This is a genomic window from Nocardioides pocheonensis (genome assembly GCF_003725535.1).
Classification (GTDB): Bacteria; Actinomycetota; Actinomycetes; order Propionibacteriales; family Nocardioidaceae; genus Marmoricola; species Marmoricola pocheonensis.
Genome location: NZ_RJSF01000040.1, coordinates 285,993 through 304,794, shown reverse-complemented (window position 1 = coordinate 304,794; position 18,802 = coordinate 285,993). Strand labels below are relative to the sequence as shown.

The 18,802-nt window shown below is 71.3% G+C and carries 18 protein-coding genes and 2 tRNA genes; 5 read left to right on the top strand and 15 right to left on the bottom strand.

Annotation, left to right across the window (positions count from 1 at the left end; all coding sequences use genetic code 11):
* Positions 1-74: 74 nt before the first annotated feature.
* From tig to EFL26_RS12355, 3 genes are all read right to left on the bottom strand, one after another.
* Complete coding sequence (gene tig / locus EFL26_RS12365) at positions 75-1,478, bottom strand: trigger factor (protein WP_123223169.1); 1,404 nt, start codon at positions 1,476-1,478, stop codon at positions 75-77.
* Positions 1,479-1,608: 130 nt separating this feature from the next.
* Complete coding sequence (locus EFL26_RS12360) at positions 1,609-1,968, bottom strand: GntR family transcriptional regulator (RefSeq protein ID WP_183408166.1); 360 nt, start codon at positions 1,966-1,968, stop codon at positions 1,609-1,611.
* Positions 1,969-2,038: 70 nt separating this feature from the next.
* Positions 2,039-2,111 (bottom strand) — tRNA-Pro (locus tag EFL26_RS12355).
* Positions 2,112-2,256: 145 nt separating this feature from the next.
* Here EFL26_RS12355 and EFL26_RS12350 point away from each other — a divergent pair.
* A tRNA-Gly gene (locus EFL26_RS12350) sits at positions 2,257-2,327 on the top strand.
* Between the two features lie 97 nt (positions 2,328-2,424).
* Here EFL26_RS12350 and EFL26_RS12345 read toward each other — a convergent pair.
* From EFL26_RS12345 to EFL26_RS12320, 6 genes are all read right to left on the bottom strand, one after another.
* The gene (locus EFL26_RS12345; RefSeq protein ID WP_123223167.1) at positions 2,425-2,607 is read right to left on the bottom strand and encodes a hypothetical protein; all 183 of its coding nucleotides are present in this window, start codon (positions 2,605-2,607) and stop codon (positions 2,425-2,427) included.
* A 53-nt stretch (positions 2,608-2,660) separates the two neighbouring features.
* Positions 2,661-3,779 (bottom strand): PP2C family protein-serine/threonine phosphatase, encoded by a 1,119-nt coding sequence (locus EFL26_RS12340; RefSeq protein ID WP_123223166.1) that lies wholly within the window; start codon positions 3,777-3,779, stop codon positions 2,661-2,663.
* A 96-nt stretch (positions 3,780-3,875) separates the two neighbouring features.
* On the bottom strand, positions 3,876-4,706 hold the full coding sequence (locus EFL26_RS12335) for an Fpg/Nei family DNA glycosylase (RefSeq protein ID WP_123223165.1): 831 nt from the start codon (positions 4,704-4,706) through the stop codon (positions 3,876-3,878).
* Positions 4,699-5,196: a ribose-5-phosphate isomerase gene (locus EFL26_RS12330; protein ID WP_123223164.1), complete on the bottom strand. Its 498-nt coding sequence runs from the start codon at positions 5,194-5,196 to the stop codon at positions 4,699-4,701. Before EFL26_RS12330 ends, EFL26_RS12335 begins: the two co-directional genes overlap by 8 nt.
* Positions 5,197-5,271: 75 nt before the next feature.
* Positions 5,272-6,156 (bottom strand): alpha/beta hydrolase, encoded by an 885-nt coding sequence (locus tag EFL26_RS12325; RefSeq protein ID WP_123223163.1) that lies wholly within the window; start codon positions 6,154-6,156, stop codon positions 5,272-5,274.
* 10 nt (positions 6,157-6,166) lie between these two features.
* Positions 6,167-6,733: an LURP-one-related family protein gene (locus tag EFL26_RS12320; protein WP_246000168.1), complete on the bottom strand. Its 567-nt coding sequence runs from the start codon at positions 6,731-6,733 to the stop codon at positions 6,167-6,169.
* 36 nt (positions 6,734-6,769) lie between these two features.
* Here EFL26_RS12320 and EFL26_RS12315 point away from each other — a divergent pair, with 36 nt between their 5' ends.
* A complete protein-coding gene (locus tag EFL26_RS12315) occupies positions 6,770-7,108 on the top strand; it encodes a DUF2568 domain-containing protein (RefSeq protein ID WP_123223162.1) in 339 nt (112 codons plus the stop codon).
* On the opposite strand, the gene EFL26_RS12310 is transcribed toward EFL26_RS12315, so the two are convergent.
* Both EFL26_RS12310 and metG read right to left on the bottom strand, forming a co-directional pair.
* Entirely contained in the window at positions 7,095-7,934 is an 840-nt protein-coding gene (locus EFL26_RS12310) for a class I SAM-dependent methyltransferase (RefSeq protein WP_123223161.1), read from the bottom strand. The two genes, EFL26_RS12315 and EFL26_RS12310, sit on opposite strands and share 14 nt — an antisense overlap.
* A gap of 1 nt (position 7,935) precedes the next feature.
* Complete coding sequence (metG, locus tag EFL26_RS12305) at positions 7,936-9,744, bottom strand: methionine--tRNA ligase (RefSeq protein WP_123223160.1); 1,809 nt, start codon at positions 9,742-9,744, stop codon at positions 7,936-7,938.
* A 97-nt stretch (positions 9,745-9,841) separates the two neighbouring features.
* On the opposite strand from metG, the gene EFL26_RS12300 reads away from it, so the two are divergent.
* Together EFL26_RS12300 and EFL26_RS12295 are read left to right on the top strand one after the other, a co-directional pair.
* Positions 9,842-11,239: an endonuclease/exonuclease/phosphatase family protein gene (locus EFL26_RS12300; protein WP_183408165.1), complete on the top strand. Its 1,398-nt coding sequence runs from the start codon at positions 9,842-9,844 to the stop codon at positions 11,237-11,239.
* 113 nt (positions 11,240-11,352) lie between these two features.
* A complete protein-coding gene (locus EFL26_RS12295; protein WP_123223158.1) occupies positions 11,353-12,939 on the top strand; it encodes an aspartate:alanine exchanger family transporter in 1,587 nt (528 codons plus the stop codon).
* 6 nt (positions 12,940-12,945) lie between these two features.
* On the opposite strand, the gene EFL26_RS12290 is transcribed toward EFL26_RS12295, so the two are convergent.
* Together EFL26_RS12290 and EFL26_RS12285 are read right to left on the bottom strand one after the other, a co-directional pair.
* Positions 12,946-13,593: a DsbA family oxidoreductase gene (locus tag EFL26_RS12290; RefSeq protein ID WP_123223157.1), complete on the bottom strand. Its 648-nt coding sequence runs from the start codon at positions 13,591-13,593 to the stop codon at positions 12,946-12,948.
* A 43-nt stretch (positions 13,594-13,636) separates the two neighbouring features.
* Complete coding sequence (locus EFL26_RS12285) at positions 13,637-15,214, bottom strand: CHAP domain-containing protein (RefSeq protein WP_123223156.1); 1,578 nt, start codon at positions 15,212-15,214, stop codon at positions 13,637-13,639.
* A gap of 201 nt (positions 15,215-15,415) precedes the next feature.
* Between EFL26_RS12285 and pepN the strand changes: the two genes are divergently transcribed.
* Positions 15,416-17,986, top strand: coding sequence for an aminopeptidase N (gene pepN, locus EFL26_RS12280; protein WP_123223788.1), 2,571 nt, complete (start codon positions 15,416-15,418; stop codon positions 17,984-17,986).
* A 33-nt stretch (positions 17,987-18,019) separates the two neighbouring features.
* Here the strand turns inward: pepN and EFL26_RS12275 are convergent, their stop codons facing one another.
* Both EFL26_RS12275 and EFL26_RS12270 read right to left on the bottom strand, forming a co-directional pair.
* The gene (locus EFL26_RS12275) at positions 18,020-18,406 is read right to left on the bottom strand and encodes a DUF5130 family protein (RefSeq protein ID WP_123223155.1); all 387 of its coding nucleotides are present in this window, start codon (positions 18,404-18,406) and stop codon (positions 18,020-18,022) included.
* Complete coding sequence (locus EFL26_RS12270; RefSeq protein WP_123223154.1) at positions 18,393-18,776, bottom strand: hypothetical protein; 384 nt, start codon at positions 18,774-18,776, stop codon at positions 18,393-18,395. Before EFL26_RS12270 ends, EFL26_RS12275 begins: the two co-directional genes overlap by 14 nt.
* Positions 18,777-18,802 lie beyond the last annotated feature (26 nt).

Here is an 18,802-nt window from a genome sequence, read left to right as displayed (position 1 = left end):
GCCGCGGATCGAGTGTCAACGACCCACGGCTGCGTGCTGCATCACAATCAGTGAACAATCGTCCACTGAGGCGGTCACTCCCCGGCGGAGTCCTTCTCGGAGCCCTCGTCGGCGGCCTCGGCCGCGTCGTCCGCCTGCGCCTCGGGCTCGCCGATGGTGCCGTCGGGACGGAGGTTCTTCAGCTCCACGTGGTTGCCGGAGGCGTCGGTGACGGTGGCACCCTCCACGATCATCGCCAGGGCCTTGCCGCGCACGACCTCCGAGACCATCTCCGGGATGTGGTTGTGCTCGACCATGTGCTTCACGAAGTCGTCGGGGTTCTGCCCGGACTGCTGGGCCCGCCGCATCAGGTGCTGGGAGAGCTCGGCCTGGTCGACGCCGATCTGCTCCTTCTTGGCGACCTCGTCGAGCAGGAACTGGGCGGCCATCGCATCGCGGACGCGCTTCTCGAGGTCCGCCTCGAACTCGTCGACGGTCTGCTTCTCGTTGTCGAGGTACTGCTCCATGGTCAGCCCGGCGTACATGAGCTGCTGCTCGATCTCCTGGCGGCGACCCGCGATCTCGGCGCCCACGGTCGCCTCGGGGAGCGGGATCTCGGCGCTGTCGAGCAGCTTCTCGAGGACCGCGTCACGGGCGGCGGCAGCCTGCTCGAGGCGCTTGCCGCGCTCGAGGCGGGTGCGGACGTCCTCGCGCAGCTCCTCGGCCGTGTCGAACTCCGAGGCGGTCTGGGCGAAGTCGTCGTCGAACTCGGGCAGCTCCTGCTCCTTGACCGAGGAGACCTTGACCAGCACGTCGACGTCCTCGCCGGCGGCCTCGCCGCCGAGCAGCTGGCTCTGGAAGGTCTTCTCCTCGCCGACGCTCAGCCCGGTCAGGGCCTCGTCGACGCCGTCGATCAGCTGGCCCGACCCGACCTTGTAGGAGTAGCCGTTGACCTCGCCGCCCTCGACGGTCTCGCCGCCCTTGCTCGCGACCAGGTCGATGGTGACCACGTCGCCGTCCTGGACGGGGCGCTCGACGTCCTTGAGCGTCGCGAACCGCTCGCGGAGGTTCTGCACCTGCTCCTCGACCTCGTCGTCGGTCACGACGATGTCGTCGACCTGGATGGTCAGGTCGTCGTACGCCGGCACGTCGATGGTGGGCCGCACGTCGACCTCGGCGGTGAACTCCAGGGTGGAGTTGTCCTCGAACCGGGTGATGTCGATCTCGGGCTGGGCCAGCGGCTGGAGGTCGTTCTCCTCGAGCGCCTGCACGTACAGCTTCGGGAGCGCCTCGTTGATCGCCTCGTCGAGCACCACCCCGCGGCCGACCTGGCGGTCGATGACCGGGGGCGGCACCTTGCCCTTGCGGAAGCCGGGGATGTTCACCTGCTTGGCGATGCGCTGGTACGCCGCGTCCAGGCTCGGCTTGAGCTCGGCGAACTCCACCTCGACGGTGAGCTTGGCGCGGGTGGGGTTCAGCGTCTCGACGGCGCTCTTCACAGGGGTTCTCCTTGGTGCGATGGTCTCGGTGCGGTCGGGGCGACAGACCGTCTTCTCCACGGGCGCGCCACACCGACAGGTCAGCCTACTTCAGCCCTCGTGACCGGCCGAAATCACGGTCGGCGGCCGGTCAGGGCCGGACCGGGTGATCGACCAGGCGGCGGACCAGTGCCAGCGCCTCGGGGCCGGAGAGCCCGAGCGCCCGCGTCCTGGTCAGGTAGTCCGCGGCGGCCTCCTTGGCACGCCGCTCGACGAGGTCGCCGGTGACGAAGCTCCCGGCCCTCCCCCGCGTCTCGATGACCCCCGAGTGCTCCAGCTCGCGGTAGGCGCGGGCGACGGTGTTCGCCGCCAGGCCGAGCTCGTCGGCGAGCGCGCGCACGGTGGGCAGCCGGTCTCCCGGCTGCAGCTCGCCACGCTCGACCTGGTCGGCGACCTGCCGGCGGATCTGCTCGTACGGCGGCTCGCTCGCCGTGGCGTCCAGGGAGATCACGCGAGCACCGTACCCAGCGCCGGGGACCGGGAGGGTGCCGGAACTCTCGGCGTCACGGCGGTGCACGGGGTCGGGGCGACAGGACTCGAACCTGCGATCTCCTGCTCCCAAAGCAGGCGCGCTAGCCACTACGCTACGCCCCGGTCGCGGCCCGGCGAGACGCCGCCGGGACCAGCCCGGTGAGTCTAGAGGACGCGCGGGCGGCCGCCCGAATCGTGTGGCCGCTGCTCGCTGTGGCACCATGGTGCGCGGCCTCGGCGGGGTGCTCCGGCACCGGCTCGGGGCCACGCGGATGTAGCTCAATGGTAGAGCCCCAGTCTTCCAAACTGGCTACGCGGGTTCGATTCCCGTCATCCGCTCCGCAACGCCGGATAGTCCGGCACGATCCGACGCAGATCTGCCCGATTCCAGCGTCCGAACGTGCCGGACTATCCGCTTTCCGGGCAGGCTCCGGGCTCAGTGCGGGAGCGCGTCGAAGGCGCGGTAGACCATCCACGCGGGCCAGAACACGGCCTGGACCAGCGAGAATGCGTGCTCCCAGAAGCCGTCGGCCTGCTGCCAGAACCAGACCAGCGCACCGAAGATGCCCAGCCCGTAGAGTGCGCCGCCGCCCGCGGCCGCGCCGGTGTTGTTCGCCATGCCTCCAGCCTCCTCCGCGGGCGGGTCGCGGCGCACGGGCCGAACGGCCCGGGTCAGCGGGGCAGCAGGACCCGCTGCCGGTGGACGAGCACCAGGGCGGCGTCGTCGTTGCTGGTCGACAGGTCCGAGATCAGCTTCTGGGCCGCCCGCCCGAAACCGGTCGGGAAGAGCAGCTGGGCGCGCCCGGCGAGCTTGTCGATGCCGCTCCCGATGTCGCGGCTCACCGTCTCGACGATGCCGTCGGTGTACATCAACAGGCCGTCGTCGGGCAGCAGCCGGCCGCGGACCACCTCGAAGGTGGCGTCCTCCATGAGACCGAGGATCGGTCCGTCGGAGTCGAGCACCGACCACCGGCCCGACCCTGCGTGGAGCCAGATCGCCGGCGGGTGACCCGCCTTGCGCAGCTCGAAGTCGCCGGAGCGGAGGTCGAGGTGCAGGTGGATCGCCGTCGCGAAGCCCTCGTCCCAGTCCTGGCGCAGCAGGTATTCGTTGGCGTCGACGAGGAACCGGTCCGGGGTCACCGCGGACGCGAGGCCGGCGAACGCGCCGGAGAGCAGCAGGGACCGGGTGCCGGCCTCGATGCCCTTGCCCGACACGTCGACCACGATCAGCTCGAGCGTGGAGCCGTCCGTGGCCCGGCTGGCGACGATGAAGTCCCCGCCGAACGACGTGCCGCCCGCCGACCGGGTGGCCGAGTCGACGTACCACTCGAGGGGAAGGTCGGGGATCACGCCCTGCTTGGAGATCCGGTCGCGCAGGTCGACGAACATCGACTCCCCACGCGGCCCGGACACCCCCAGGCGGCTGCGCCGGAACGACGTGACGATGACCAGCAGCGCGATCACGAACGTGACCACCACACGCATCACCGTGCGCGAGCTGATCGACGGCTGCACCGCGAGCAGGACCACGACCCCGACCAGTGCGTAGATGACGAACCACGGCAGGGTGCGGGGCCCGAGCCACAGGCTGGCCAGGAAGATCGGCAGCAGGATCGTGGTCTGGGGCACGAGGTCGACCTCGACGACGCCGCCGACGACGATCACGAGGGTCAGCAGGACCAGGAAGATCAGCGCGGGCCGGTCGGACTCCACGACCTGCCGACGGACGCGCATCCTCCAGTCACGGAAGCGGTCGCGCGGTCGGGACACGACGCGGTCGAAGCTGGTCACGGCTGAACCTCGGGTCGACGGGACGCGGAACGGGGCTCCGCACGGCAGACGTGGCACACGCAAGCAGGGCAACCGACGTGGTGACGCATCGGACGGTCAGCCTACGGCCCGCGAGCGGAAGACGGGCTGGCACCGCGCGCACCAGAACAGATTGCGGCCGACCAAGGTGTCGGTGCGGACGCGCGACCCGCACACCAGGCAGTCCTGCCCGTGGCGGCGGTAGACGTAGACCTCCCCGCCGTGGTCGTCCCTGCGGGGCGGCCGCCCCATCGCCTCGGGGGTGTGCTCGGGGCGGACCGTGTCGATCCGCCCGGTGCGGACGCCGTACTCCATCAGCTCCACCAGGTCGGCCCACAGCGCGAGGAACTGGGCACGGCGCAGGGTCTTTCCGGGCCGCAGCGGGTGGATCCGGTGCCGGAAGAGGATCTCCGCGCGGTAGACGTTGCCGACGCCGGCGACGACCGCCTGGTCCATGAGCAGGTCGCCGATCGGCCGGTGACTGCGCGAGATCCGGCCCCAGGCCCGCAGCGGGTCCGCGTCGGCGCGCAGGGGGTCGGCCCCGAGACCGGCGACGACCAGGTCGCGACGCTCCGGACCGACCAGGTCGCACTGGGTGGCACCGCGCAGGTCGGCGTACGCCATGTCGTTCTGCAGCCGGAGCCGGACCTGGCCGACCGGGGCGGGTGCCGGCCCCGCGGCGACGTCGAACTTGCCGATCAGTCCGAGGTGGACGTGGATGAAGCGTTCGCCGGCGAGCTGGACGAAGAGGTGCTTGCCGGCCGACTCGGCGCCCAGGCACAGCGACCCGTCGACCTGCGCGGCGTCAGCGGCGAAGCGGCCCTGCGGGCTGCTCACGCGCACGGGACGGCCGCCGAACGCAGCGGTCAGCTCACGCGCGAGCCGCAGCAGGGTGTGCCCTTCAGGCATCCGGCCCCAGGCCCTTGGCCGAGTCCGGCAGCGGCGGCAGCTCGCCGGTCTGCTCGTACGCCGACATCATCCCGATCCGGCGGGAGTGCCGCTCCTCGCCGCTGAACGGCGTCCGGATGAACACGTCGACGAAGTGGGTCATGTCCTCGACCGAGTGCATCCGCCCGCCGACCGAGATCACGTTCGCGTCGTTGTGCTCCCGGGCGAGCACGGCGATGTCGGCGTTCCACACCAGCGCCGCGCGGACGCCCTTGACCTTGTTGGCGGCGATCTGCTCGCCGTTGCCGGAGCCACCGATCACCACGCCGAGGCTGCCCGGGTCGGCGGCGACGCTTTCGGCCGCCCGCAGGCAGAACACCGGGTAGTCGTCGACCGCGTCGTAGACGAAGGGGCCGTGGTCGACCGGCTCGTGGCCGTTGTCCCGGAGCCAGGCGAGGAGGTGCTCCTTCAGCTCGAGGCCGGCATGGTCGGATCCCAGGTGCACGCGCATGGGGAGCAGGTTATCGGCGGCCCGACGCGGGGCGCAGACCAGTGGCGCCCTCGGTCGCTCGCCGGCGGCCGGGCGTCAACGGCCGTGCTGGCGGAGGAAGCCGGCGACCTGGGCGACGCAGGCCCGGGCGGCGTCGAACACGCCCACGTGGCGCCAGAAGCCGTGCACCTGCCCGAGGTAGCGCGTGCCCACGACCTCGACCCCGGCCTCGGCCAGGAGCCGCACCAGCTCCTCGCCCTCGTCGCGCAGCGGGTCGTGCTCCGCGGTCACCACGAGGGTCGGCGGCAGCGCGCCGAGCCGGTCGCTGAGCAGCGGCGCGACGTCGGGGTCGGTGCGGTCGGCCGGGTCGGCGTACTGGTCCCAGTACCAGGCGGCCTCGCCGGCGTCGAACCCGTCGGCCGCGGTGCGGTAGGAGTCGAAGCGCGCCTCCGGGTCGAGGAAGGGGTAGAGCAGGACCACGCTCGCGAAGCGGCCGGGGTTGCGCAGGGCGGCGACGAGCGCGAGGTTGCCGCCCGCGCTGTCGCCGTGGACGTGGGTGGGCAGGTCGAGGCCGAGGCCGGACGACTCCCGCCCGAGCCAGCCGAGGACGGTGTCCACGTCGTCCGGCGCGGCCGGGAAGCGGTGCTCGGGCGCGCGGCGGTAGCCGACGCTCAGCACCGCGGCGCCGGCGCTGTTCGCCAGCCGGCGGGCCGCGGCGTCGTGCGTGTCGAGGTCGTGGAAGACGAACCCTCCGCCGTGGAGGTGCAGGACGAGCGCGTCGGCCCCGGCGGGCCGGTAGAGGCGGCACGGCACCCCGTCGGCGTCCACCTCGGTGACCTCGTCGACCGGGTCGCGCGGCTCGGGCGCGGCCGCGGCGCGCTCGTCGGCGCGGGCCCGCTCGAGGTCGAAGCCGGGGTCGTGGACGTGCACCTCCTCGGCGTACGCCGCGACGGTGGGCCGGGCCTGGGGGTGGAGCGCCATTCCCGCCGCCTCAACGCGCCATGAGGGCGTCGAGGCCGACCGCCATCGCCGCGGCCAGGCGGAAGTCGAGGCGGGGATCGGGCACGGTGACGGAGTACCGGTCACGCACCGAGAACTGTCGCTCGACGCTCATGACCGGCTGGCCCGACGCGTCGACGAAGTCGAAGTGGAAGGCGAACGGGAAGTCGACGACCCGCCGGGCGATCGCGACGACGACGTTGCGCTCCTGCCCGGTCGCCTCGATGCCGGGGCCGCTGAGGTGGAAGGTCGAGCGGAGGAGGCTCCTGCCGAAGTCCTTGCGGAAGAACCCGATCTGGTTGCCGAACTCGTCGTGGACGTCGTAGCCCGACGCGAGGTCGATGGTCTTGCGGGCCTTGAACGAGAAGACCGGGTGGGTGCGCTCCTCGTCGGAGTAGAAGGTGACCTGCTCCTTGAACGCGAGCCGCTTCTGCTGGGCCAGGGCCATCAGCTGGCCCGGCTTGCCGTCGGCTCCGGCGGCCCTGATCTCGTAGCGGTTGACCATCATCGTGAGCCGCTGGCTGACGAAGAAGGAGGACAGGTGCATCGGCGCGTTCACGGGCACAGCCTAGGGAGCCGCCCTAGGTTTCGTGCCATGGCGATCCTCGGCTGGACGGTGCTGCTCCTGGTGTTCCTCGACGAGCTGCTCGCGATCGCGGCAGCGGCGGTCTGGGGCGCCCACGTGGCGAATGTCTGGCTGGCGATCGCCGCGGGCCTGCTCACCGTCGTGGTCTGGTTCCTCTTCGCCTCGCCCAAGGCACGCTTCGGCGGTCCCGTCGTCCGGCCGGTCACGAAGGTGCTGGTCTTCACGCTGACCTCCGCCGGCCTGTGGGCGAGCGGCCACCACGCGCTCGCGATCGCCTTCTTCGTGTTCTCGGTCGTGATCAACGCGCTGGCCCAGCTGCCCTCGGTGCGCGTGCTCATCCAGGACTGAGCGATGCCCGGGCATGGACCACGTGCCCGCCACCGCCCGGAGTGTCGGCCGGCAGGTCGAGGAGACGCTCCATGATCTCGGCACGGCCGAGGTCCTCGACCTGGTCGAACCCTGCGCGTCGGAGGATCCCGGCCATGTCCTCGGGTGACCAGCTCCCGGTCAGGGGCTCGCCGAGGGCGGCGACCCGACGTTCGAACGCGGCGCGGGTGGCCCGGTCGCGCCGCGACAGACCGGCCGTCGGAGCCGCGTAGTCGAGGACCACCTCGGCCCCGGGCAGGCCGCCGATCCGGCCGAGCGTCGTCTCGACGGCCTCCCGCGAGAGGTAGGGGACGACCCCCAGCCACAGGAAGTACGCCGGTCGGCCGGCCTCGAACCCGGCCGCGACCAGACGCTCCCGGAAGTCCTCACGCTCGAAGTCGCAGCCCACGAACGCCGTGCCCTCCGGCACGGGGATGCCGGCCTCACCGAGGCGCTCGGCCTTCCATGCGCCGGTGGCCGGGAAGTCGACCTCGAAGACGACCACCCCGGCGTACGGGTTGCGGTAGGCGAACGTGTCGAGCCCGGCACCGAGCACCACGACCTGCCGGGTGCCGCGCTCGACGGCGGCGGCGAGACGGTCCTCCGCGAAACGGTGCCGCACGGCGATGAACTGCCGCAGCCACGGTCGGTCCGCCTCCCGGGCACGCGCGAGCACGGTCTCGCGGTCGGCGCCGAGGATCCTCCAGGCCAGCGGGTCGCGGAAGATCCGTCCGCCCTCGAGTTCCTGGTGGACCGCGCGGTGCGCCGCCGCGCCGTACGCGGTCCGGCTCGGTTCCCCCGGCCGCACCTTACGCCTCCAGGCGGGCGAGCTCCTCGTCGACGACCGACGGGTCGAGCTTGGTGAAGACCGGGACCGGCTTGCCCACCGCGGTGCCCGGCTTGACCGGCTGCCGACCCCAGCCGGCCGCGCCGGAGTACTCACCGGTGATCACCGGGTACGGCGCGCCGCCGTCGAGGTCCTCGACCTCCTCGATGCGCGGCATCGGCTGCACGTCGCCGGTGCCTCCGAAGACCTCGTCCACGGCGTTCGCGGAGAAGGGCAGGAACGGCGAGAGCACGAGGTTGAGGTCGGCTACGCACTGAGCCATCACGTGCAGCACCGTGCCGAGACGCTCGCGTGCCTCGTTGCCCTTGAGCTTCCACGGCTCGGAGTCGGACACGTACTTGTTCACCTCGCCGACGACGCGCATCGCCTCGCCGATCGCGGCCTTCTGGCGGTGCCGCGCGATCAGGTCACCGACCGTGCCGAACGCCGCCTCGGCGGTCGCGAGCACCGCCTCGTCCTCGGCGGTGAGCTCGCCGGCCGGTGGGATCTCCCCGAAGTTCTTGTGGATCAGGGTCGCCGTGCGGTTCACCAGGTTGCCCCAGCCGGCGACCAGCTCGTCGTTCGTGCGGCGCACGAACTCGGCCCAGGTGAAGTCGCTGTCCTGGTTCTCCGGGCCGGCGGCCGCCACGAAGTAGCGGAAGGCGTCGGGCTGGTAGCGCGAGAGCAGGTCGCGCACGTAGATCACGACCTTCTTCGACGAGGAGAACTTCCGGCCCTCCATCGTGAGGAACTCCGAGCTGACCACCTCGGTCGGCAGGTTGAGCTGCCCGAGCTCGTGGGTGGTGCCGCCCTTGCTGCCCCGGCCGTCGTACGCGAGCAGCTCGGCCGGCCAGATCTGGCTGTGGAAGGTGATGTTGTCCTTGCCCATGAAGTAGTAGGACAGCGCCTCGGGGTCGTTCCACCAGTCGCGCCAGCGCTCGGGCTCCCCCAGGCGCCGGGCCCACTCGATCGACGCCGAGAGGTAGCCGATCACCGCGTCGAACCAGACGTAGAGCTTCTTCGTCGGGTTCTCGCGCCAGCCGTCGAGCGGGATCGTGATGCCCCAGTCGATGTCGCGGGTGATCGACCGCGGCCGGATCTCCTTCAGGATGTTCTGGCTGAACCGGATCACGTTCGGCCGCCACGTGCCGGAGGCCTCCCGCTCGTCGAGCCAGGCCGACAGGGCGTCGGCCAGCGCCGGCAGGTCCAGGAAGAAGTGCTGGGTCTCGATGAACTCCGGGACCTCGCCGTTGATCCTCGACCGGGGGTTGATCAGGTCGGCCGGGTCGAGCTGGTTGCCGCAGTTGTCGCACTGGTCGCCGCGCGCGCCGTCGTACCCGCAGATCGGGCAGGTGCCCTCGATGTAGCGGTCCGGCAGGGTGCGGCCCGTGGACGGCGAGATCGCGCCGTACGTCGTCTGCTCGACGAAGTAGCCGTTCTCGTAGACCCCCCGGAACATCTCCTGGACCACGGCGTGGTGGTTGCGCGTGGTCGTGCGGGTGTAGAGGTCGTAGGAGATGCCCAGGCTGACCAGGTCCTCGGCGATCAGCCGGTGGTTCTGGTCGGCCAGCTGCTGCGGGGTCATGCCCGCCTCGTCGGCGGCGATGAGGATCGGGGTGCCGTGCTCGTCGGAGCCGGACACCATGAGCACGTCGTGGCCGGCCATCCGCATGTACCGGCTGAACACGTCGGACGGCACGCCGAAGCCGGCCACGTGGCCGATGTGGCGCGGGCCGTTGGCGTAGGGCCAGGCGACGGCGCTGAGCACTCTCGACCGGGGCAGACGTGTCATGGGCCGATCCTATTCAGCAGATGGACGCCGCTCGGCGGGCCGTCCGGGTTAGCCTCGACGCACCAACTTCCTCGGGGGGACTTCCATGGCGCGTGGGGTGCGACGGCTGCGAACGACGGCCGTGGTCGGGGTCGTGCTCGCAGTGGCGTGCACGCTGGTGGCGGTCGCCGGGCCGGCCGGGGCGGCACACCGTCCGGCACCGCGCTCGCTGCGCACCACGTCGGCGGACCAGAGCTCGCTCTCGGTGCGATGGCACTGGGTGCGCAAGGCCCCGGGCTACCGCGTGCGCTGGAGCCTGCATCGCTCGATGGCCGGGTCACGCCGGCTCGCCACCCGGCAGCACCACGCGCAGATCACCGGGCTCGCGGCGAACACCCGCTACTTCGTGCAGGTGGCCGTCGCCGCCCGCGGCGGGCGCGGCCGGCTGCTCAGCTCCTGGAGCCACCGGCTGGTACGACGTACCCCGCCCGTGCCCTGCCCGACCGTCGGCGACCTCGGCGACCCGACGCCGGCCGTCGCCACCGGCAAGAGCACCGACCTGCGGGTCGCGAGCTTCAACATCCGCACGATGAACCTCGACTCGCCCGACCACCCCGAGCAGCGCTGGCGCGCCCGCGCCGGCCGGGTGGCCTCGCTCCTGCTCGGTGCCGCCACGACGCGCAGCGCCGCCGCCGTGCCGCCGGACGTGATCGCGCTGCAGGAGGCGAACCAGTCCTACGCGAAGTTCGCCACCCTCTGCACCAACCAGATGATCGACCTCCGCAACCGGCTCAACGCGAGCGGACGGCACTACGAGGCCACCAGCCTCGCGCCGTCGGCGTCGGTCGGCACGCGCATCCTGTTCGACACCGCGCGGCTGCGGCTGGAGACCTCGGGATCGATTCTCCTCGCCTCCCCGAGCACCACCCACCCCCACCTGGCCTGGGCGATCTTCCAGGACCGGGAGGGAGGCCAGCGGTTCTTCTTCGGCAGCGTCCACCTGGTGCCGCCCGAGAAGCCCGACAGCAACACCGTCCGGAGTGCCGAGTGGGACCAGCTGATCGCGCACCTCTCCGACCCGAGCCTCACCCAGGGCCTCCCGGTCGTGCTGGCCGGCGACTTCAACTCACCGCGCGGCGGCGCACGCGGGGCCAACCTCGCCGCGCAGATCCACCTGCCCCAGATGGTCACGGCGGGGTTCGGCGACACGCTCATCGGCAAGGACCAGGACCCCTCCGACCCGAACCTCCTCGTCAGCACCGCCCGCGCCCTGACGACCGCGAACGCACAGTGCGCGAGCTTCAACGGCTTCCGGGTGCTCCAGACCTGCGACGACCAGACCGACCCCGCCACCGAGAAGATCGCCCAGGACATCGACTACGTCTTCGCCACCAATGCGTTGGTGGTGAAGAGCTGGGAGCTCGTGCTCGACCTCGACCCGCTGAAGAACTGGCTCGGCACGATCCCGTCGGACCACAACCTGGTCCGCACGACGATCACGCTGCCCCCGGTGTGACCGGCTGAGTCCGGTCGGCCGGAGAGGGTCGTCGGTCACCGATCCGGGGGCCTGAGGTCCTGCATCTTGCTCCGCGGGCTCCGCCAGCCGCTCGGGTGGAGAAGGATGGCGGCATGGACTCCGTGCTCGCGCGGCTCGCGGACGAGCCGGTCCTGCTGCTGACCTGCCTGCTCGCGCTGGGTGCGTCGCTCGGCCGGATCCGCCTGCTCGGCGTACCGATCGGCCCGGCGGCCGTACTCTTCGGAGCGATCGGGGTCTCGTCGCTCGGCACGGCGCGGGACCACCCGCTCCAGCTGCCGGAAGCCGTGGGCACGCTGGGCCTGGTGATGTTCGCCTACACGGTCGGCGTGATCAGCGGGCCGACCTTCTTCGGGTCGCTGCGCACCGGGTGGCGGCTGATGGCCGCCGTCGCCCTTGTCGTCGCCGCTGCCGCAGGGGTCGCCTACGCGGTCGGCGAGGCGCTCGGCCTGACGCCACCTGTGATCGCGGGCTCTTTCGCCGGCGCGCTCACCAACACCCCGGCGCTGGCCGCCGCCAGCGAGCGGGCCGCCGACCCGGGCGGTCCCACGATCGGCTACTCGATCACCTACCTGTGGGGCGTCGTCGGCATGATGCTCGCGGTCGCCTGGGCCTTGCGACACGACTCCGAGGAGGCCGTGGACGAGCCGCTCGTGCACCAGACCATCCGCGTCGACCGCGAGGCACCGGTGACCGTCCGGGAGCTCACCGAGCGGTACGGCGGCGACGTCGCCTTCACCCGCCTCAAGCACCAGCACGCGGCCAGCCACACCCAGCTCGCCGGCGAGGACGAGGTGCTCGCGCAGCGCGACCTGGTGACCGCGGTCGGGCCGAGGGGGCTGGTCGAGCAGGTCACGGCGGAGCTCGGACACCGGTCGTCGCACAACATCGTCGAGGACCGCCACGACCTGGACTACCGCAGGATCACCCTGTCGAACGCCACCCTCGCCGGACGCACCGTGCACGAGCTCGGGCTCGACCGGTACGGCGCGACCGCCAGCCGGGTCCGTCGGGGCGACGTCGACCTGGTGGCGCACCCGGGGTTCGTCGTGCAGATGGGCGACCGCCTGCGGGTGATCTGCCCGGAGTCGACGATGGCGACGGTCGGCACCTACCTCGGCGACTCCGAGCGGGGCATCTCCGACATCAACCCCACCGGACTGGCGCTGGGCATGATGCTCGGCGTGCTCGTGGGCATGGTCCCCGTCCCGCTCCCGGGCGGCGGGTTCTCGCTGGGCGCCGCGGCCGGCACGCTGCTGGTCGGGCTGCTCTTCGGCCACCTCGGGCGGATCGGCCCCGTGGTGACCTCGATGTCCCACGGGGCGGCCAGCTCGCTCTCGACGTTCGGGATGATCACGTTCCTCGCCTATGCCGGGACGGTGGCCGGCAGCCGGTTCGCGGACGCCGTCACCTCGCAGCTGGGCTGGAAGGTGGCCGTCCTCGGCTTCGTGGTCACGACGGTGGCCGCGGTCGCGCTCTCCGTCGCTGCCAGGCTGGCGCGGAGCCGGCCTCGGCAGACCGCAGGCGTTCTCGGAGGGGCGCAGACCCAGCCCGCCGTGCTCGCCTACGCGAACGAGCGCACCGGCGCCGACCTGCGGGTCGGCATCGGGTATGCGCTGGTCTACCCGGCGGCGATGATCACGAAGATCGTGCTGGCCCAGATCCTCGCCGGGTTGAGCTGAACGGGTTCAGCTGAAATCGAGCTCGCCGGTGCGCGTGCGCTTGAGCTCGAAGAAGTCGGGGTATGCGGCCAGCGCCACGGCCCCGTCCCACAGCTGCCCGGCGACCTCGCCGCGGGGGATGCTGCTCAGCACCGGACCGAAGAACGCGGAGCCGTTGATCGAGATCGTCGGCGTGCCGACGTCGTCGCCCACCTGGTCCATGCCCTCGTGGTGCGAGCGCGCCACCGCGTCGTCGTACGCCGGATCGTCCATCGCCTCGACCAGATGCTCCTCGAGCCCGACCTCGGCCAGGGCCGCGGCGATCATCTCCCGGTCCACCGGCTGCTTCTCCAGATGGATCCGGGTGCCCAGGGCCGTGTACAGCGGGAGCAGCACCTCGTCGCCGTGGCGCTGGGCCGCCGCGATCAGGACCCGGACGGGACCCCAGGCCGGCTCGAGGAGGGCCCGGTAGCTCTCGGGGATGTCCTTGTCGCGGTTCAGGTAGGCGAGGCTCATCACGTGCCAGCGCACCTCGACGTCACGCACCTGCTCCACCTCGAGCATCCAGCGCGAGGTGATCCAGGCGAACGGGCACATCGGGTCGAACCAGAAGTCGGCGACGCCGGACGTGGTGCCGGAGATGGACGCAGCAGCAGGGCCCGAGATCGTGGTCATACCACTTTCAACAAACCCCCGCCGGGGCCCATTCCCGGACCGGTCAGTGGATCCGGAGCGTCTTGGTGACCGTCCGGCCGTCGACCTTGGCGGAGCCCTGGTAGGTCACCGTCACGGTCCGGCGGCCCGAGAAGAGCCACTGGGGCGAGAACGTCACGGTGCCGTGGCTCAGCGCCTGCGTCCGGCGCACTCCGTGCGCGTTCACGAGCGTGACCTCACCGTTCACGGTGGCGAGCCCGGCCGCCTCCACACGGATCGTCACGGCGCGGTGCTGACGCGACGTGACGTACAGGCGGGCGAACGCCCGCACCGTCCCGGGCAGGGCCAGCGTGCGGACCACGGAGTTGTACCCGGGCTTGGAGTAGCGGATCTTCAGGCTGAGCCGCGTGCCCAGGTCGTCGGCCGTCGGCACGTAGCGAGCGTCGTGGGCGCCCTTGATCTTCACGCCGTTGCGCATCCACCGGTACGCCGTGGTGACCCCCGCCGGCCCGACGACGCCGGGCGTGACGGTGAGCGCTTGCCCCACGTGCGGGTCGCCCGCGAGCGCCGGCTCCTGACCCATCGACAGGTTCTCCGGGCCGACCGGGTCCGTCGGGGCCGAGCCGGTGACGCCGTCGGTGTAGCCGGCCCGCTTGCCCGTGACGACGGCGGCGATCCGGTGGTCGAGCTGGTCGGGGCCGAGGGAGAGCGTCGTACCCGTGGCGCCGGGGATCGGGGCACCGTCGGCGAACCACTGGATCGCCGACGAGGTCGCCGCCGGGGTGAAGGCCCCGCCGCTCACCGTGAGCACGCCGCCGACCTTCGGCACACCGCTGATCGTCGGCGCGGACGCCACCGCCATCGTCCCCGGCGCGGTCGGCGCGGTCTGCGCCGAGCTGCTGGCACCGGTGACGTAGCCCGGCTTGGCCGCGGTGACCTGGACCGACAGCACGGCCGAGACCTGGCCGGCGCCGGGCGTGTACGTCGTCCCGGTCGCTCCCGGGACCGCGACGCCGTTGGCGTACCACTGGTAGCCGTAGGAGGCGCCCGGGTGGTTCCAGGTGCCGCTGGTGACGCTGATCGGGGTGTCGACCTTCGGGGTGCCCACGATCGTCGGCGGCGCGGTGGCACCCATCGCCTCGTCGTTGAGGTGGATGAACCCGGTCGGCCAGCCGCCCCCGGCGCGCACGATCTTGCGCCAGTCGAACGTGCCGCCGTAGTGGTCCTCGGAGATCACGATCGTGTTGGCGTCGATGATCTGCTCGACGTAGGCGACGTGGTTCGTGCTCCACCAGGCGACCGAGCCGACCATCGGCGTCTGGTTGGTCACCGTGCCGAAGACGACGCCCCAGTTGCGGGCGTCGCCGCTCCCGCTCCACGGGCGGGTCGCGGACATGCCGCGACTGACCATCCGGTACGCGACGTAGTTGGTGCAGTTGTGGCCGGCGTACATCCGCCACCACATCTTCGTGTAGTTCGCGTTGTAGCCGTAGTTCGGGTAGCCGGCGCGTGCGCACGGGCTGAACTTCTGGCAGAGGAGCGTCGAGCTCGCGTCGACGCGCGGCACGCCGACGAGCACCGAGGCGAGCGCCGCGGCAAGGGCCACGACGAACGCAGACAAGGGCAGGCGGCGGACGATCACACCGGCACGTTAGAGCAACTTTCGTCACTCTGACTAGCATTCGCACCATAAATGTCAACGCGACACGCCGTTACAACCGTGTAATTTTCTCGGTGTCATTCGCGCTCGTTCCACCGTCCGACAAGCGTCGCACGCGGCGTGAGGACCGGGGCGGTTTATCCGTTAACGGAAGGCGTGGAGTCGGGTGGCATGATCCTCCGCATGCCAGGAACCAACCTCACTCGCGAAGAGGCGCAGACCCGCGCCCGGTTGCTCGACGTCGACTCGTACACCATCGAGCTCGACCTCACGACCAGCGAGAAGACCTTCGCCTCCACCACCACGATCGCGTTCCGCGCGAGCCAGCCGGGGGCGAGCACGTTCGCCGACCTGGTCGGCGCCACCGTGCACGAGATCACGCTCAACGGGGTCGCGCTCGACCCCGCCACGGCGTACGCCGACCACCGGATCCAGCTCGACGACCTCCTGGCCGACAACGTGCTGGTCGTGCGCGCCGACTGCACCTACAGCCACAGCGGCGAAGGTCTGCACCGCTTCGTCGACCCCGCCGACGACCGTGTCTACATGTACAGCCAGTTCGAGGTGCCCGACGCCCGCCGCGTCTACACGACGTTCGAGCAGCCCGACCTCAAGAGCGTCTTCACGTTCAAGGTGACCGCTCCCGAGGACTGGAAGGTGGTCTCCAACGCGCCCACCCCCACGCCGGAGCCGATCGGCGACGGCAAGGCGCGGTGGATCTTCCCGCCGACCAAGAAGATGTCGACGTACGTCACCGCGCTCGTCGCCGGTGAGTACCACGAGGTCCAGGACGTCTACGAGGGCAAGCACGGCACCATCCCGCTCGGCCACTACTGCCGCCAGTCGCTGGTCCAGTTCCTCGACCGCGACGAGCTGGTCAAGATGACCCGGCAGGGCTTCGCGTTCTTCGAGGACGCCTTCGCCTACCCCTACCCGTTCGAGAAGTACGACCAGCTCTACGTGCCGGAGTACAACATGGGCGCGATGGAGAACGCCGGCTGCGTCACGCTGCGCGACGAGTACCTCCCCCGCAGCCGACAGCCGCGGTCGTTCTACGAGTTCCGCTGCAGCGTGATCCTCCACGAGATGGCGCACATGTGGTTCGGCGACCTGGTCACGATGAAATGGTGGGACGACCTCTGGCTCAACGAGTCGTTCGCCGAGTGGGCCTGCTACCACGCGGCCGTCGAGGCCACCGAGTTCACCGAGTCGTGGACCGGCTTCACCAACGCGCGCAAGCAGACCGGCTACCGCCAGGACCAGATGCCGAGCACGCACCCGATCGCCGCGGACAACTACGACCTGCAGGCCGTCGAGGTCAACTTCGACATGATCACCTACGCCAAGGGCGCAGCCGTGCTCAAGCAGCTGGTCGCCTGGGTGGGCCTCGAGCCCTTCCTGGCGGGGCTGCGCCAGTACTTCCAGGACTTCGCGTACTCGAACTCCGAGTTCACCGACCTGCTGCTCGCGCTGGAGAAGGCGTCCGGACGCGAGCTCCAGGGGTGGGCCCAGGAGTGGCTGCAGACGGCCGGCGTGAACACCCTGACGCCCGAGTTCGAGCTGGACGCGGACGGCAACTTCACGTCGTTCACCGTCGTCCAGACGGCCGACCCGGAGTGGCCCACGATCCGGCGCCACCGGATCGGCATCGGCCTGTACGACGAGCAGGCCGACGAGGACATGCGCGGTCACCTGCTGCGCACGTCCTCGATCGAGATCGACGTCACCGGCGAGCGGACCGAGGTGCCCGAGCTGGTCGGCACCCGTCAGCCCGAGCTGCTGCTGCTCAACGACGCCGACCTGGCCTACGCCAAGATCCGGCTCGACGAGCGCTCGCTCAAGGTGGCGATCAACGACCTCTCGCGGATCGACGACTCCCTCACCCGCGCCCTCGTGTGGGGTGCCGCCTGGGACATGACCCGCGACGCGGAGATGAGCGCGACCGACTTCGTCCACCTCGTGCTGGCGAACATCGGGCAGGAGACCGACGCGTGGGGCATCAGCCGGATCCCCGTGTACGCCGCCCAGGCGGTCAACTCGCTGTCCTCCCCCGCCCACCGGCCGGCGCTCCAGGAGCAGTGGCAGCGCGGATTGCGGCAGCTGCTCGAGGACGCGGAGCCGGGCAGCGACCAGCAGCTCACGTTCATGCGGTCCTACGCGTCCGCCGCCGTGACCGAGGAGGCGATCGCCGACCTCGAGGGCCTGCTCGACGGCACGCTGACGTTCGAGGGCCTGGCGATGGACCAGGACCTGCGCTGGGCGCTGATCAGCGGCCTCGCGCGGCTCGGGCGCGCCGGTGACCGGATCGACGTCGAGCTCGCCGCCGACAACACGATCTCCGGCAAGGAGCACGCGGCGGCCGCCCGTGCGGCCCAGCCCACCGCCGAGGCCAAGGCAGAGGCCTGGGAGACGGCGTTCGTGCGCGCGGACACTCCCAACGAGACGCAGCGGTCGATCGTGCTCGCGTTCCAGGTGCACGACCAGCAGGCCGTGCTCGCGCCGTACGTCGACAAGTACCTGGAGGCCGCCGAGACGCTCTGGGAGCACCTGGGCACCCACCGGGCGTCGGTGGCGCTGAACTTCGGGTTCCCGCGGCCGCTCGCCTCGCCGGAGCTGCTCGACCGGGTGGACGCCTGGCTCGCGCAGACCACGGCGAACCCCGCAGCCGTGCGCTACGTCAAGGAGGGCCGCGCCGACGTGGCTCGCTACCTCGCGGCGCAGGCCAGGGACGCCGAGCGGGCAGTCACGGCCTGACCCGGCGCGCGGGCGGCGTGGTCAGCGAGGTGATCAGGGAGCAGCGTGGAGCGTCTGCGGCTTGCGGGCCGCCTCCGCGAGCTGCGCGAGGCCGCGCTTGATGCCACCGACCAGGTCGCCCTGGGCGAACGCGGACTCCATCGCGACGGCGGCCAGGCGGACGGCGTCGTCGGGGAGGTCGCGGCGGACCACGGAGCCGGTGACGATCTCCAGCAGCCGCGCCGCCGGGTCGACCATGATCAGGACGCTGCGCGCGGGCGCCACGAGCGAGGCGTGCAGGCGCTGGGCGAACGGCCCGGCCTCACCCTCGGCCGCGCCGACGTACACGGAGAACTCGTAACGGCTGACCGTCTCGGCCGCGCGGATCGCGCGGTCGATCTCGTAGCGCTGGTCGGAGGAGAAACCCTCACCATTGACCACTGGTGCCACCTCGACCCGACTCGGCGCTCTCCACCTGCTGCGGCGACAGCTCCTCGGCGGCCTCCACGCCCTTGCGCGGCCCGCCGAACCACTCGGCCTCCGCGCGCCAGGACTGGCCCGGCTCGTAGCCACGGTCGCGGATCATCGACGGCAGGGTCGCCAGCAGGCTGATCACCAGGGCCAGACCGACCGGGATCAGCACGAGGACCAGCAGGAAGTCCAGGCCCGACACGTGCGGGTCCTGCTGCCACGCCGCCGGGGTGTCCGCGGACGCGAGGGCCGGAAGCGCGACCACGACGACAGCCGCGGTCGACAGCACCAGGGCGGCGCGGCGCAGGAGCATGCGGGACGGAGCCTCGTGGTTCTTCACAGGGGAAAGGATAGCCATCCCTGTTC